The 13,629-nt window shown below is 72.5% G+C and carries 14 protein-coding genes and 1 riboswitch; of the genes, 11 read left to right on the top strand and 3 right to left on the bottom strand.

Annotated features, from left to right (window positions below; genetic code table 11):
- Positions 1 to 112 precede the first annotated feature (112 nt).
- The 4 genes from JOD64_RS25650 to JOD64_RS25665 are packed head-to-tail and all read left to right on the top strand — an operon-like array spanning position 113 to position 4,349.
- Positions 113 to 1,381 (top strand): cytochrome P450, encoded by a 1,269-nt coding sequence (locus JOD64_RS25650; protein ID WP_204944580.1) that lies wholly within the window; start codon positions 113 to 115, stop codon positions 1,379 to 1,381.
- Between the two features lie 45 nt (positions 1,382 to 1,426).
- Positions 1,427 to 1,984, top strand: coding sequence for a peptide deformylase (def, locus tag JOD64_RS25655; RefSeq protein ID WP_204944581.1), 558 nt, complete (start codon positions 1,427 to 1,429; stop codon positions 1,982 to 1,984).
- A 5-nt stretch (positions 1,985 to 1,989) separates the two neighbouring features.
- Complete coding sequence (gene fmt / locus JOD64_RS25660) at positions 1,990 to 2,916, top strand: methionyl-tRNA formyltransferase (protein ID WP_204944582.1); 927 nt, start codon at positions 1,990 to 1,992, stop codon at positions 2,914 to 2,916.
- Complete coding sequence (locus JOD64_RS25665) at positions 2,871 to 4,349, top strand: RsmB/NOP family class I SAM-dependent RNA methyltransferase (RefSeq protein WP_204946251.1); 1,479 nt, start codon at positions 2,871 to 2,873, stop codon at positions 4,347 to 4,349. Before fmt ends, JOD64_RS25665 begins: the two co-directional genes overlap by 46 nt.
- 77 nt (positions 4,350 to 4,426) lie before the next feature.
- Here the strand turns inward: JOD64_RS25665 and JOD64_RS25670 are convergent, their stop codons facing one another.
- Positions 4,427 to 5,317, bottom strand: coding sequence for a septum formation family protein (locus JOD64_RS25670; protein WP_204944583.1), 891 nt, complete (start codon positions 5,315 to 5,317; stop codon positions 4,427 to 4,429).
- A gap of 82 nt (positions 5,318 to 5,399) precedes the next feature.
- Positions 5,400 to 6,290, bottom strand: a complete 891-nt coding sequence (locus JOD64_RS25675) for a septum formation family protein (RefSeq protein WP_204944584.1) — start codon at positions 6,288 to 6,290, stop codon at positions 5,400 to 5,402.
- Between the two features lie 254 nt (positions 6,291 to 6,544).
- On the opposite strand from JOD64_RS25675, the gene rpe reads away from it, so the two are divergent.
- The 7 genes from rpe (at position 6,545) to ribH (ending at position 12,828) form a co-directional block, all read left to right on the top strand.
- Entirely contained in the window at positions 6,545 to 7,225 is a 681-nt protein-coding gene (rpe, locus tag JOD64_RS25680) for a ribulose-phosphate 3-epimerase (RefSeq protein WP_110566069.1), read from the top strand.
- Position 7,226: 1 nt separating this feature from the next.
- Positions 7,227 to 8,183, top strand: a complete 957-nt coding sequence (locus JOD64_RS25685; protein ID WP_204944586.1) for a GGDEF domain-containing response regulator — start codon at positions 7,227 to 7,229, stop codon at positions 8,181 to 8,183.
- A gap of 77 nt (positions 8,184 to 8,260) precedes the next feature.
- Positions 8,261 to 8,431: riboswitch (FMN riboswitch) on the top strand.
- Positions 8,432 to 8,595: 164 nt separating this feature from the next.
- Positions 8,596 to 9,657 carry a bifunctional diaminohydroxyphosphoribosylaminopyrimidine deaminase/5-amino-6-(5-phosphoribosylamino)uracil reductase RibD gene (ribD, locus tag JOD64_RS25690; protein WP_204944588.1) on the top strand — a complete coding sequence of 354 codons (1,062 nt, stop codon included), beginning with the start codon at positions 8,596 to 8,598 and terminating at the stop codon, positions 9,655 to 9,657.
- Between the two features lies 1 nt (position 9,658).
- Positions 9,659 to 10,297, top strand: a complete 639-nt coding sequence (locus JOD64_RS25695) for a riboflavin synthase (protein ID WP_204944589.1) — start codon at positions 9,659 to 9,661, stop codon at positions 10,295 to 10,297.
- Positions 10,297 to 10,983, top strand: coding sequence for a nicotinamide riboside transporter PnuC (gene pnuC / locus JOD64_RS25700; RefSeq protein ID WP_204944590.1), 687 nt, complete (start codon positions 10,297 to 10,299; stop codon positions 10,981 to 10,983). The genes JOD64_RS25695 and pnuC overlap by 1 nt, the downstream gene beginning before the upstream one ends.
- Before the next feature lie 76 nt (positions 10,984 to 11,059).
- The gene (locus tag JOD64_RS25705; RefSeq protein WP_204944591.1) at positions 11,060 to 12,325 is read left to right on the top strand and encodes a bifunctional 3,4-dihydroxy-2-butanone-4-phosphate synthase/GTP cyclohydrolase II; all 1,266 of its coding nucleotides are present in this window, start codon (positions 11,060 to 11,062) and stop codon (positions 12,323 to 12,325) included.
- 2 nt (positions 12,326 to 12,327) lie between these two features.
- The gene (ribH, locus tag JOD64_RS25710) at positions 12,328 to 12,828 is read left to right on the top strand and encodes a 6,7-dimethyl-8-ribityllumazine synthase (protein ID WP_204946252.1); all 501 of its coding nucleotides are present in this window, start codon (positions 12,328 to 12,330) and stop codon (positions 12,826 to 12,828) included.
- A 55-nt stretch (positions 12,829 to 12,883) separates the two neighbouring features.
- Here the strand turns inward: ribH and JOD64_RS25715 are convergent, their stop codons facing one another.
- Positions 12,884 to 13,627 (bottom strand): amino acid ABC transporter ATP-binding protein, encoded by a 744-nt coding sequence (locus JOD64_RS25715; protein WP_275581596.1) that lies wholly within the window; start codon positions 13,625 to 13,627, stop codon positions 12,884 to 12,886.
- Positions 13,628 to 13,629 lie beyond the last annotated feature (2 nt).

The following is a 13,629-nucleotide window of genomic DNA, read 5'->3' on the forward strand; positions in this document are numbered from 1 at the left end:
CCCCGCGCCGGTGTGCAACCGGCGCAGGACCCGTCCGCCTCGACGGGGCTGCCGGGAGTGGCTGGTACCTCCGATGATGGAGCCTCCAACGCTCCGACGAGGGAGGCCGGCCATGGACGCTGCCGAGGCGCTCACACTGCTTATGTCGCCGCAGGGGCGCATCGACCCGTACCCGACGTACGAGCAGCTGCGGGCGCACGGGCCGGTCGTGCAGGCCATGCCGGGCCTGTACGTGGTGACCGGTTACCCGGAGGTGGACGAGCTGCTGCGCGATCCCCGCCTCGGGGTGCTCGACGACGAGCGGCGCGATCAGGTGTGGCCGAACTGGCGGGCGAGCCCCGCCGTGTCGTCGATCGCCCGCTCCATGCTGCGCACCAACCCGCCCGATCACAGCCGGATGCGCCGGCTCGCCTCCGGCGCGTTCAGCCCGCGGCGGGTCGCCGGGATGCGTGACGTGGTGCACGCCCAGGCCGTGGAGCTGCTCGACGCGATGGTGGCCCGGGCCTCCGACGGTGAGCCGGTCGACGTGCTGGCCGACTTCGCGTACCCGCTGCCGGTGGGTGTGATCTGCGCGCTGCTCGGCGTGCCGGCGGCGGACCGGCCGATGTTCCGCCGCTGGGCCGGTGACATGACCGGGGTGCTGGAGCCGGAGATCACCCCCGAGGAGTTGGCCGTCGCCGACGCCGGCGCCGCCGAGCTGCGCGACTACTTCGTTCAGCTGGTCGTCGACCGGCGGCGGGCCCCGGCCGACGACCTGACCACCGCGCTCGTCCAGGTGCACGACGCCGACGGCGATCGGCTCACCGGCGTGGAACTGCTGGCCAACCTGGTGCTGCTGCTGGTGGCCGGCTTCGAGACCACCACCAACCTGCTCGGCAACGGCCTGGTCGTGCTGCTGGGTCACCCCGAGGCCGCCGCCGCGCTGCGCGCCGACCCCGACCTCGCTCCGGCGTACGTCGAGGAGCTGCTGCGCTTCGACTCCCCGGTGCAGCTGACCACCCGGGTCAGCACCGCGCCGGTGCGCTGCGGTGGGGTCGACCTGCCGACCGGCAGCACGGCGTTGCTGCTGCTCGGCGCGGCCAACCGGGACCCGCGACGCTTCGCCGACCCGCAGCGCTTCGACCCGACCCGTGACCAGGTGCACCCGCTCTCCTTCGGCGCCGGCCCGCACTACTGCCTCGGGGCCGGCCTGGCCCGGCTGGAGGCGCAGCTGGCCTTCCCGATGCTGCTGCGCCGCCTGCCCGAGCTGGCGCTGGCCGGGACGCCCCGGCACCGCACCCGGCTGACCCTGCGCGGCTACGAGAGCCTGCCCGTGACGCTGGGCACACCGGCGGTGGTCGATCAAGGTACGCCGGCCGGCGTGCGTCCGAGCACTCCGTAGACTGGTACGGCACCGCCCGTCCACCTGTCGAAGGAGCCACCCCGCGTGACCGTCCAGCCCATCCGTCTTTTTGGGGATCCGGTGCTGCGCACGCCGGCCGATCCGGTGGTCGACTTCGACGCCGAGCTGCGTCGGCTCGTCGCCGACCTCACCGACACGATGCGTGAGCAGAACGGCGCCGGCCTGGCCGCGCCGCAGCTCGGCGTGAGCCTGCGGGTGTTCACCTTCGACGTCGACGACGTGCTCGGGCACCTGATCAACCCGGTGCTCGAGTTTCCCGACGAGGAGGAGCAGGACGGCCCGGAGGGTTGCCTGTCGATCCCCGGGCTCTACTTCGACACCAAGCGTCGGCAGAACGTCATCGCCAAGGGCTTCAGCTCGTTCGGTGACCCGATGCAGATCGTCGGCACCGGGCTGATGGCGCGTTGCCTCCAGCACGAGACCGACCACCTCGACGGGGTGCTCTTCCTCGACCGGTTGGATTCCCAGGGCCGCAAGGAGGCCATGAAGGCGATCCGCCAGGCCGAGTGGTACGACGCGGCGGCCCCGCCGACGGTCAAGCTGAGCCCGCACATCAGCGACCCCTTTGGTCTGGGGCGGTGACCCCGATGCGCGTGATCTTCGCTGGTACGCCGGCCGTCGCTGTCCCCGCTCTGGCCGCCGTCGCCGCCTCCGGGCATGACCTGGTCGCCGTGGTCACCCGGCCCGACGCGCCCGCCGGACGCGGGCGTGGCCTGTCCCGCTCCCCGGTCGGCGAGTGGGCCGACGCGCAGGGCGTCGAGGTGCTCACGCCGGCCCGCCCCCGCGACCCCGAGTTCCTCGACCGACTGCGCGAGCTCGCACCGGACTGCGTGCCGGTCGTCGCCTACGGCGCGCTGGTCCCACCGGCTGCCCTGGAGATCCCCCGGCACGGTTGGATCAACCTGCACTTCTCGCTGCTGCCCGCGTGGCGTGGCGCCGCGCCCGTGCAGCACGCCGTGCTGCACGGTGACGAGTTGACCGGGGCCAGCGTCTTCCAACTGGAGCAGGGCCTGGACACCGGCCCGGTCTACGGCACCCTCACCGACGAGATCCGCGCCACCGACACCTCCGGGGACCTGCTGGAGCGGCTCGCCGAATCCGGTGCCGGTCTGCTGGTGGCGGTGCTCGACGCGATCGCCGCCGGCACCGCCAGGGCGGAGCCACAGCCCGCCGACGGGGTGTCACTGGCACCGAAGCTGACCGTGGACGACGCCAGGGTGCGGTGGAGTGACCCGGCCTTCGCCGTCGACCGCCGGCTGCGGGCCTGCACTCCGGCCCCGGGCGGCTGGACCACGTTCCGGGGCGAGCGGGTGAAGCTCGGCCCGGTCGTGCCGGTGCCCGACGGCCCCGAATTGAAGCCTGGAGAGTTGCTGGTGGAGAAGTCGCGGGTACTGGCCGGCACGGCGACCGTGCCGGTGCGTCTCGGTGAGGTCCGCGCCGCGGGCAAGCGGGCCATGGGCGCGACCGACTGGGCGCGCGGCGTCCGGGTCGGCACCGGCGAGGACTTCGCGTGACGGCCCCGGAGGGAACGCGCCCGACGCGCTCCGGCCCGTCGGCCGGTCGTGGCGGGGACCGCCGTCCGGTCCGGCCACCCGTGGACCGGCCGCGTCGCGCGGCGTACGAGGCGGTGGCCGCGGTGCACCGCGACGACGCGTTCGCCAACCTGGTGCTGCCCATCATCCTGCGCGAGGAGGGGCTGTTCGGCCGGGACGCGGCCTTCGTCACCGAGCTGACCTACGGCACCCTGCGCCACCTGGGCACGTTGGACGCGATCCTGACCGACGCCGCCGGCCGGGACGTGGCCCGGATCGACCCGCCGGTACGCGACGCGCTGCGGCTCGGGGCGTACCAACTGCTGCACACCCGGGTGCCGCCGCACGCGGCGGTCTCGTCGACGGTGGACCTGGTCCGGTCGGTCGCGCCGGGCGCCACCGGCTTCGCCAACGCGGTGCTGCGCGAGGTGTCCACCCGTGACGCGGACGCCTGGGTGGCGAAGCTCGCCCCACCGATGGAGACCGACCCGGTCGGGCACCTGGCGTTGGCGTACAGCCACCCGCAGTGGATCGTGCGGGCCTTCTCCGAGGCGCTCGGCGGCGATCTCGGTGAGACGGCCCGTCTCCTGATCGAGGACAACGAACGCCCGCCGGTGCACCTGTGCGCGCGGCCCGGCCTGATCGACCCGATCGAGCTGGCCGACCAGGTCGGCGGGGCGCCGGGCGCCTTCTCGCCGTACACCGTCTATCTGCCCGGCGGTGCGCCGGGCGACGTGCCGGCGGTGGTCGACGGCCGTGCCCACGTGCAGGACGAGGGCTCCCAACTGGTGGCAGCCGCGCTGGCCGACGCGCCGTTGGACGGCCCGGACGGGCGTTGGCTGGACCTGTGCGCAGGCCCGGGCGGCAAGGCCGGTCTGCTCGGCGCGCTGGCCGCGCAGCGTGGTGCGCGGGTGACCGCGGTGGAGGTGGCCGAGCACCGGGCCCGCCTGGTCTCCCAGGCGACCCGGGGCCTGCCGGTGACCGTGCTGGCCATGGACGGCCGTGACGTCGGCGCCGACCCGAAGCTCCCGGAGCAGCACTTCGACCGGGTGCTGGTGGACGCCCCGTGCACGGGGCTCGGCTCGCTGCGTCGCCGGCCGGAGTCGCGCTGGCGTCGGCAACCGTCCGACCTGCCGCCGCTCACCCGGCTGCAACGGGAGCTGCTCGGTGCGGCGCTGCGGGCGGTCCGTCCGGGTGGCCTGGTCGCCTATGTCACCTGCTCGCCGCACACGGTCGAGACGCACGTGACGGTGACCGAGGCGGCCCGCCGTAGTGGCGTTCCGGTGGACTTCGTGGACGCCCGGCCGCTGCTGCCGGCCGGTATGCCCGGTCTGGGCGACGGGCCGACCGTGCAGCTCTGGCCGCATCGCCACGGCACCGACGCGATGTTCCTCGCCGTGCTGCGTCGAGGCTGAGTCGCACCGGGTCCGATGAACGGAGGGGCCCCCGGTCAACGCCAGGCGTTGACCGGGGGCCCCTCCGTTCACCTCGGTCAGGTGATCGGGAGCCCCTTGGTGCCGGCGTTCTTCATCGAGCGGGTCAGGTCCCGGTCGGAGATCCAGAGGAAGCACTGCACGCCACGGTTGCCGTTCTTCCACTCCTCCTCATACGGCTGGTAGTAGATCGTGCCGGCGCGGAAGTCGAGCTGCGAGTTGTCCGGAACCTTGGCGTACTTGGCGATCGTCGTCTGGCAGGCCCGGTGGGTCCGCTTGACGGTGCGCGAGAACTCGGCGTAGCTGACCTCCGGGGCCTGCCAGACCCCGACGAACTCGGCGTGGTGCTTGGCGGTGCAGGAGACCGGCACCATCTCGTCGATCTCGTCCTTGACCAGCTTCGGGTTGAAGCAGCGGTACGCCAGCGGCGCCGCGCCGGACAGCGCACCCCGGAGGCTGCCGGTGCGCACGCCGACGGTGGTGTCGTCGATGCTGGCGATCTCGGTGACGTCGCAGCGGTACCAGCGGGCCCCGCCCGCCCAGGCCTGCGGCGACGGCAGTACGACGGTCAGGCCGAGCCGCCCGGAACGCCAGTCGGCGCCCACCGCCTTGTTGACTTCCTTGTCGCACGCGCTCTGTGCGGCCCGCAGGCCCACCGAGCCGGGCCGCGGGGGCGTGGTGGGTTCGGCGCTCGGCCCGGTGAGCGTGCCGACATGCATGGTCTCGACCAGGTGCGGCCCGGTGCACGCCGTCGGGTTGTAACCGGTCAGGAAGCCGACCTGCTGGGGGGTTTGGTGGCAGACGTCGGCGGCGGGGACGAACTGCTGCGCCGCGACGGGCGCCGGCCAGTCGTCGATGAGGTCACGGTCGACTCCAACCGGTGCGCTGCACCCGGTCAGCACCAGGGCCAGAGCCGCACCCCCGGCGAACGCCGCCAACCACCGTCGCATTCCTGACCTCCCGCTGCGGTGGCCTCCTGCCGGACCCCGCCGGTAGGTAGCGCCACGGCGCAGCAGCATACGGCACCGATGCTCAGATCGCGGGCAGTCCCTTGGGGCCGACGCCGCGCATCGAACGGGTGAGTTTGCGGTCATCGCTCCACAGGAAACAGCGCACCCCACGGTCTCCGTCCTCCCACTCCCGTTGTGACGGTGGGTAGTAGATGGACCCCGCCCGGTACGGCAGGTCGCCGTCGTTCGGCACCGCCGCGTACGTGGCGATCAACTCCATGCAGCGTTTGTGCGCGTGCTCGGCGGAGCGGGTGAACTCCGTCCAGGTCACGTCCCGCTCGTCGTAGACGCCCACGAACTCGGCGCGGTGCGGCTCGGTGCAGAGCACCGGCGCCATGTAGTTGAGGTTGTCACCGATGAGCTTGGGGTCGAAGCAACGGTGGGTCAGCGGGGCGTCGCCGATCAACGCGCCGCGCAGGCTGCCGGTGCGGTTCACCGGACGGGTGTTGTCGATGCTGCCGGTTTCGCTGAGGTCGCAACGGAACCAGCGTGCCCCGCCGGACCAGGCGGGTCCCGAGGGCAACGCGAGGGACAGGGCGAGGCGGGCGGTGTGCCAGTCGCCACCGAGCATCTCCCGAGCCCGCTGGTCGCACTCGGCGCGGGCTCTGCGCAGCGCCGACGATCCGGGTTCGGGCCGGGTCTCGGCCAGCGCGTCGGGCCCGTCGAAGGTGCCGACGTGGATGGCCTCGGCCACGTGGTTACGCGCGCAGTCCACCGTCTCGTACGTGCTGGCCTGCACGACCGCGGTGATCCGGGGCAGGCAGGTGTCGGTGGCGGGGGTGAACGGCGTCGGGTCCCGCAGTGCCGGCCAGTCGTCGGTGAGATCACCGTCCGCGCCGCGGGCCGGTGCGCAACCGACCAGCAGTATCGTCGTGACGCCGGCCAGCACCAGCGCTGGAAGCCACCGTCGCATCGTCCGCCCTTCCGGGAGCTGGCGGCCGGTCACCGCGCCCCGCGGCGAAACCCCGGCGGGCGTGCAGCCTACGGCACCGTCCCGCTTGGAGTGTCGTCGTGTTTCCGTCGATCGGCCAGCTACTCGTGTCTGTTCGTCCGGATTCGGCGGTCCGGACCGACCAATTCTGCACCACTGGTCACTGCCGGGTCACAGCGCGTCGGAGTTGGTGCCGCCATGCGGGAGGTAGGTGACCGCGTTCGTACACTGGCCCCGTGACCGTACCGCCGCCGATCGTCGCGCCGAGCATCCTGGCCGCCGATTTCGCCCGCCTCGCCGAAGAGGTCCGTGCCGTCGAGGACGCCGCGGACTGGTTGCACGTCGACGTGATGGACAACCATTTCGTGCCGAACCTGACCATTGGGCTGCCCGTGGTGCAGAGCCTGCGGGCTGTCACCGCGATGCCGTTCGACGTGCACCTGATGATCGAGGACCCGCGCCGGTGGGCCCCCGGTTACGCCGACGCCGGGGCGTACAACGTCACCTTCCACGCGGAGGCGTCCGACGACCCGGTGGCGCTGGCCAAGGACCTGCGTTCGGCCGGCGCCAAGGCCGGCCTGGCCATCGACCGGGACACCCCGATCGAGCCGTACCTGGACCTGCTGCCCAGCTTCGACACCCTGCTGATCATGACGATCAAGGCGGGCTTCGGCGGGCAGCGGTTCATCCCGCAACTGCTGGACAAGGTGCGTACCGCCCGCCGGCACGTCTCGGCCGGGCACCTGGAGCTACGTATCGAGGTGGACGGGGGGATCGCCGCCGACACCATCGAGCAGGCGTCCGCCGCCGGCGCCGACGCGTTCGTGGCCGGCACCGCCGTGTACGGCGCCGCCGACCCGGCGGAGGCGGTACGGCACCTGCGGGCACTGGCGGAACGCGCGGCTCCCGAGGCCTGAGGTGGACCCCGACGGCGACCGTAAGGACATCATTCTCGTCGTCGACGACGACGACGACATCGCTCGTTTCGTCGAGTTCAACCTGCGGCTGCACGGCTTCGAGGTGATCCACGCCAGCGACGGCCAGGAGGCCCTTGAGGTCATCGAGCGTCAGCGGCCCGACCTGGCGGTCGTCGACCTCATGATGCCCCGCATCGACGGGCTGGAGCTGACCCGGCGGCTGCGCGCCGACCCGATGACCTCCGCCCTGCCGGTGATCATGCTGACGGCGAAGGGGATGACCGTCGACAAGGTGCACGGGCTCAGCGCCGGCGCCGACGACTACCTGGTCAAGCCGTTCGACACCGCCGAGTTGGTGGCCCGGGTCTCGTCGACCCTGCGTCGCAACAAGGAGTTCCGGGAGGTGTCCCCGCTGACCGGGCTGCCCGGCAACAGCCGGATCCGTCGGGAGATCAGCGACCGGGTCCGGCAGGGTGTGGACTACGCGGTCGGCTACATCGACATCGACCGGTTCAAGAGCGTCAACGACCGGTACGGCTTCGTCCGCGGCGACGACTTCATCTCCGCGCTGGCCCGCAGCCTGCACCGGGCGGTGGTGGCGGTGGGCCTGCCGCCGGCCTTCCTCGGCCACGTCGGCGGCGACGACTTCGTCATCGTCTGCGCCCCCGACCAGGTCCGCCCCCTGACGTCCCGCGCGGTGGTCGACTTCGAGAAGTCCGCCGACACGCTCTACGACGCGACCGACCGTGAGCGTGGCTTCGTCGAGCTGAAGGACCGGCGTGGCAACATCCGCCGCGCCGCCCTGGTCACGCTCTCCATCGGGGTGTCCCTCTCCGACGCCGGCAAGCGGTTCACCGACCCTCTCGAGGCGATCGCGGTGGCCTCGGAGATGAAGACGGTGGCCAAGAGCCAACCGGGTTCGTACGTGGCGGTGGACCGGCGTCGCGGTGTCACCTGAGCGTGATCCTGCTGTGAAGTAGCTCGCCTAGGTGGCGACGCGGCCGGATCGGCGTGTAAGACTTCGGGGTACCCACCACGCGCTGGCGGGACTCGGTGAAATTCCGAACCGGCGGTGATCCACGGTCCAACCGTGGTCAGCCCGCGACCCGGACGGCTCTGCCGTCCGGTGGACCTGGTGAAAATCCGGGGCCGACGGTTGGGAGCGGTTCGTCCGCCCCCAGACAGTCCGGATGGGAGACAGCGCGCGGGACGGACGGGTCCGCCCGGTCGCTGGCTTCAGCGTGCCGTGCCGACCTCCCGGGGCGGCTGTGCCGTTCCCGGAATCCGCCACCGCCTGCCCGTGGCCCCATGGCCGCAGCCTCCCTGACCGCCCGCGCGCGGACCGGCGAGTGAGAGGGCAGGGCAGGGCGATGGTCAGCGTCTCCGTCGATGAGGCGATGCGGCGTGCGATCGAATTGGCGGCACGCGGTCTCGGCACCACCAGTCCCAATCCGGTCGTCGGTTGCGTGCTGCTCGACGAGGACGGCCAGGTCGTGGGTGAGGGTTTCCACGCGTACGCCGGTGGACCGCACGCCGAGATCGTCGCTCTGGCGCAGGCCGGGCGACGCGCCAAGGGCGGCACCGCGGTCGTCACTCTGGAGCCCTGTGACCACACCGGTCGCACCGGCCCCTGCAGTTCCGCGCTCGTCCAGGCCGGGGTGAGCCGGGTGGTCATCGCCGTGCCCGACCCCAACCCGGTCGCGTCCGGTGGCGCCGCCACCCTGCGCGCCGCCGGGGTCCGGGTCGACCTTGGGGTACGCGGCGAGGAGGCCGAATCCGGCAACGTCGCGTGGCTGACCTCGATGCGCCGCGGCTGGCCGTACGTGATCTGGAAGTACGCCGCCACGCTCGACGGGCGCTCCGCCGCGGCCGACGGCACCAGCATGTGGATCACCTCGGAGGCGGCCCGGATGGACGTGCACGCACTGCGCGGCACGGTCGACGCGGTGCTCGCCGGGGTGGGCACCGTGCTCGCCGACGATCCCCGGCTGACCGCCCGCAACCTGCGCGACGGCAGCCTGGCGATCCGGCAGCCGCTGCGGGTGGTGGTGGACAGTTCGGGGCGTACCCCGGCTGACGCCCAGGTCCGCGACGGCGCCGCGCGCACGTGGATCGCGACCGCCGACGAGGTCGGCACCGGCCCGGACGGCCGGGTCGACCTGCCGGCGCTGCTCGCGGCGCTGCACCAGCGCGGGGTCCGCGCGGTGCTGCTGGAGGGCGGCCCGCGGCTGGCCGGCGCGTTCCTGGCCGCCGGCCTGGTCGACAAGATCGTCGGGTACGTCGCGCCCCGGTTGCTCGGCGCCGGCCCGACCGCTCTGGTCGACGCGGGAGTGAGCACCATCGCTGAGGCCATCGATCTGGAGTTCGTCGACGTTACGCAGGTCGGTCCGGATCTCCGGATCACCGCTTTGCCCCGCAAACGGGAGGGCTGAGATGTTCACTGGCATCATCGAGGAATTGGGCGAGATTGTCCGGGTGACGCCGACGGCAGGCGATTCGGCGCTGGTCGCCGTACGCGGTCCGCTGGTCACGTCCGACGCCCGGCACGGTGACTCCATCGCGGTCAACGGCGTCTGCCTGACCGTCGTGGAGGTGGCCGACGGGACGTTCACCGCCGACGTGATGGGGGAGACGCTGCGCCGCTCCGCCCTGGGCGCGCTGCGCCCCGGCGACCCGGTCAACCTGGAGCGGGCCGCCGCCCTCGGCAGCCGACTCGGCGGGCACCTGGTGCAGGGCCACGTCGACGGCGTCGGTGAACTGATCTCGCGGGAGCCGGCCGAGCACTGGGAGACCGTCCGGTTCCGGCTGCCCACCGCCCTGTCCCGGTACGTGGTGGAGAAGGGCTCCATCACCATCGACGGCGTCTCGCTGACCGTGGCCGAGGTGGGCGCGGACCAGTTTGCCGTCGGGCTGATCCCGACCACGCTCAAGCTGACCACGCTCGGTGCGAAGGGTGCCGGTGACCCGGTCAACCTGGAGGTCGACGTGTTGGCCAAGTACGTCGAGCGGCTGCTCGGCAGCCGGGCCACCGACACTCACCCGGTGGCCTCGAGCACGGGCGAGGTGGCCTGATGGGTCCGCTCAGCTGGCTGCTGGACGGCCAGGTGCAGGTGGCCGGTTCGCCGGTGCTGGCCCGGGAGATCGTCGGCAACGCGTTCGGGCTGGTCTCCGCGCTGTTCGGGCTGCGCCGGCTGCTCTGGGCGTGGCCGGTCGGGATGATCGGTAACGCGCTGCTGCTCACCGTGTTCCTCGGCGGGGTGTTCGCCACCCCGCAGGAGCACGACCTGTACGGCCAGGCCGGCCGGCAGGTGTTCTTCTTCGCCGTCAGCGTCTACGGCTGGTGGCGCTGGCAGCGAAACCGCCGCGCCGACGCCGCTCAGGCGGCGGTCGTGCCACGCTGGGCCACCGGGCGGGAACGTCTGGCGCTGCTGCTGGCCGCCGTGGTCGGCACCGCCGCCGCGTACCCCGTGCTCGCGGCACTGGGCTCGTGGGGTCCGCTGCCCGATGCCTGGATCCTCACCGGCAGCCTGCTGGCCACGTACGGCATGGCCCGCGGCTGGGTGGAGTTCTGGCTGCTCTGGATCGCGGTCGACGCGGTCGGCGTGCCGCTGCTGCTGCGCGGCGGGTTCTACCCGTCGGCGGTCATGTACCTGATCTACGGCGCCATCTGCGCCTGGGGCTTCGCCGCCTGGTGGCGCACCTCGCGTGCGACCCGGCCGGCACCCGTCCGTCCCATCTACACGGAGGCCGTCGCATGAGCGAGCGTAGCGAGCGAATCATCAGGTTCAGCGCCATGGTGCCTCATGACGCCACGGAGCGAAGCGGAGTGGCGGCATGAGCAGCTTTGGGAGCATCGAGCAGGCGGTCGCGGACATCGCGGCCGGTCGGCCGGTCGTCGTGGTCGATGACGCGGACCGGGAGAACGAGGGCGACCTGATCTTCGCGGCCGAGTTGGCCACGCCGGAGCTGATGGCGTTCATGGTGCGCCACACCTCCGGGTACGTCTGCGTGGCGGTGACCGAGAGCGAAGCCGACCGGCTCGACCTGCCGCCGATGCATCACACCAACCAGGACCGGCGCGGCACCGCGTACACGGTGACCGTGGACGCCCGGGAGGGGATCAGCACCGGCATCTCGGCGGCCGACCGCGCGCACACCAGCCGGCTGCTCGCCGCCGCCACCACCGATCCGACCGATCTGGCCCGGCCCGGGCACGTGGTGCCGCTGCGCGCCCGCGAGGGCGGGGTGCTGCGCCGGCCGGGGCACACCGAGGCGTCGATCGACCTGACCCGGCTCGCCGGGTTGCGCCCGGCGGGCGTGCTCTGCGAGCTGATCAACGACGACGGCACCATGATGCGGGTTCCGGACCTGGAGAAGTTCAGCGCCGAGCACGGCCTCACGCTGATCACCATCGCCGACCTGATCGCCTACCGGCGGCGTACCGAGAAGCAGGTCGAGCTGGTCGCGGACGCCCGGATGCCCACGCGGCACGGGGTGTTCCGGGCGCTCGGCTACCGCGCCGAGCACGATCCCGCCGAGCACATCGCAATGGTGCTGGGCGACATCGGCGACGGTCAGGACGTGCTGGTCCGGGTCCACTCGGAGTGCCTGACCGGGGACGTGTTCGGCTCCCTGCGTTGCGATTGCGGACCGCAGTTGGACGCTGCGCTGGCCCGGGTCGCGCGGGAGGGCCGGGGCGTCGTGCTCTACGTACGCGGACACGAGGGGCGCGGCATCGGGCTGCTGCACAAGCTGCAGGCGTACCAGTTGCAGGACCTGGGCCGCGACACCGTCGACGCCAACCTCGACCTTGGTTTGCCGGCCGACGCCCGGGACTACGGCACCGGCGCGCAGATCCTCTACGACCTGGGCGTGCGTTCGATGCGCCTGTTGACCAACAACCCGGCCAAGCGGGCCGGGCTGGAGGGGTACGGGTTGACCATCACCGGCCGGGAGGGGTTGCCGGCCGGCGCACACCCGGAGAACCTGCGCTACCTGCGCACCAAGCGGGACCGGATGGGTCACCTGCTGGACGAGTTGGACGAGGTGTCCGAGGCGCCACTGGGGCGTCCGGTCGCCAACGACGAGATCGGAGCATGACGATGGCGGGTTTCGGTGAGCCGGGAGTCGACGCGGTGGACGCCGCAGGGCTGACCGTTGGGGTCGTCGCCGCCCGGTGGCACGGCGACCTGACCGACCACATGCTGGAGCGTGCGGTGGCTGCCGCCGAGGCGTGCGGGGCTCGTGCCGTTGTCGCCCGGGTCGCCGGCTCGGTCGAGCTGCCGGTGGTCGCCCAGGCCCTCGCGCGCCGCTGCGACGTGGTCGTCGCTCTCGGCGTGGTGGTCCGTGGCACCACCGCCCACTTCGACTACGTCTGTCGCTCGGTCACCGACGGGTTGACCCGGGTGGCGCTGGACGAGGGCAAGCCGGTGGCGCACGGGGTGCTCACCGTGGAGAACATCGAGCAGGCCCGGGACCGGGCCGGACTGCCCGGCTCGGCGGAGGACAAGGGTTGGGCGGCCACCGTGGCGGCGCTCGACGCGGCGCTGGCCGTTCGGACCGTGGCGGCGGGCAACGCGCAGCGGGTCGGCTTCGGCGGCTGACACGGCCTTTGAAGGCGGCCGGCTTCGAATGCGGCCGGCGGCGGGCGGGCCGCCTTCAGAGGCGGCCGGCCTCGATGATGCGGTGCAGGAACTGTTGGGTGCGGGGCTGGGTGGGCTCGCCGAGCACCTGCTCCGGCGGGCCACTCTCGATGATCCGTCCCGCGTCGAGGAAGCAGACCTCGTCGGCGACCTCGCGGGCGAAGCCCATCTCGTGGGTGGCCAGCACCATGGTCATGCCGTCGGCCTTCAGGTCCCGGATCATCGCCAGCACCTCACCGACGAGTTCCGGGTCCAGTGCGGAGGTGACCTCGTCGAGCAGCATCAGTCGAGGTGAGTTCGCCAGCGCCCGGACGATCGCCACCCGCTGCTGTTGACCGCCGGAGAGTCGGTCCGGGTAGGCGTCCGCCTTGGCGCCGAGACCCACCCGGTCGAGCAGCTCCCGCGCCTGCGCCTCGGCCTCCGCCCGTGCCCGCCGGTGTACGCGGCGCGGCGCGAGGGTGATGTTCTCCAACACGCTCAGGTGCGGGAAGAGGTTGTACGCCTGGAACACCATGCCGATGCGCCGGCGGACCCGGTCCGGGTCCACGCGGGGATCGGAGATGTCCTCCCCGTCCAGCTCGATGGTGCCGTCGTCGAGTTCCTCCAGCAGGTTCACACACCGCAGCAGGGTCGACTTGCCGGACCCGGACGCACCGATCAGGGCCACCACCCGGTGCTCGGCGACGGTCAGATCGAGCCGGTCGAGCACGACGTGCCCGGCGAACTCCTTGCGCAGGCCCCGACAACGCAGCAGTGCCATGG

It is taken from the genome of Micromonospora luteifusca (genome assembly GCF_016907275.1).
Lineage (GTDB): Bacteria > Actinomycetota > Actinomycetes > Mycobacteriales > Micromonosporaceae > Micromonospora > Micromonospora luteifusca.